Source organism: Nonomuraea sp. NPDC052116, from assembly GCF_040680035.1.
Classification (GTDB): domain Bacteria; phylum Actinomycetota; class Actinomycetes; order Streptosporangiales; family Streptosporangiaceae; genus Nonomuraea; species Nonomuraea angiospora_A.
Genome location: NZ_JBFAWA010000114.1, coordinates 1 through 1135 on the forward strand (window position 1 = coordinate 1; position 1135 = coordinate 1135).

General features: G+C 66.1%; 1 protein-coding gene. It reads right to left on the minus strand.

The window, feature by feature from the left end:
- A partial coding sequence (locus tag AB0L65_RS62925) for a GH25 family lysozyme (protein WP_364267634.1) occupies positions 1-965 on the minus strand: 965 nt, incomplete at its 3' end.
- Positions 966-1135: the final 170 nt, after the last annotated feature.

A 1135-nucleotide genomic window follows, 5' to 3' on the forward strand; every position in this document is an offset into this window, starting at 1 on the left:
CCGGCGTCGCCATAACGGAAGGTGTAAGACGCCGCCCCGGTTTCGGGAGTGTTGGACAGATAGAAGGTCGCGGTGGTCGGGTCGAAGCTGCTGACAGTGTCCTTGCCATCACCATCCCAGTCACCACGGATCGGCACCATGGGGCTGTTGCCGTACGCGACGACCGGACGGGTGGCCACGTTCGAGCTCTGGCTGTCGGACAGGTAGAACTCCAGGACGCCGAGACTCGGCGAACCGGCGAAGGCGGCCAGGTCGGCCAGGCTGCCGTTGAACACCGTCGGCGAGCCCGGAAGGGTGCTGGAGGAGCCGGCGTACTGCCAGGCGGTGAAGCGTGACCAGCCCGCGGGCAACGCCCCGGGAGATCCGCTGTAGTTGGAGGTCTCCAGAGGGTTGGCCGAGAACGACTTGTTGCTTCCCGTGCACTGGTTCCACCAGTTGGGATTGGTGTAGATGGCCGCTTCCCGGCCGGTCTGCGCCTTGACCTCGTTCACGAAGTCGCGAATCCAGGTGACCATCTGAGTGGTCGACAACCCGTAGCAGGGATACATCGGGGCGGACGTCGTCCACCAGGGCCACTCGATGTCGAGCTGCAGGGGGAGGGTCTTGCCGTCGTTGACGTACTGGGCGTGGGAGATCAGCCAGTCCGCCTGGGCCTTTCCGGTGTTCGCGCCCTTGTCCGGGCGGCCGAAGGCGTAGGCCCCGATGTAGACGCCGTTGGCCTTGGCATTGTGGTAGTTGGCGTTGTACGTCGCATCGACGAAGTCGAGTCCCTCAGTGGCCTTCGCCCAGCCGAACTTGACGCCCTTGGCCGCCGTCTGCGCCCAGTCGATCGTTCCGGCGTGGTTGGAGACGTCGGTGCCGCCGACCGTGTATCCCGCCGGGACGGCGGCCTGCGCCGGCTGCACCCCCAGGGCGATCACCGATACGAACGCGGCCACTCCGGCCATGACACGGACGGCCCACATGGATCTGATCATGAGATTTCTCCGGTTCCAGCGGGGGCGGGATTCCTGTCCGCCCCCGTCTTGGGGGGTTGGGTCAGCGGACGATGCCCTGGGAGTCGATGTGGTTGCCGTCCCAGTCGCCGATGATGGGCAGGTCGGAGACGTCGCCGTAGCCGATGGAGCTGGTGGTC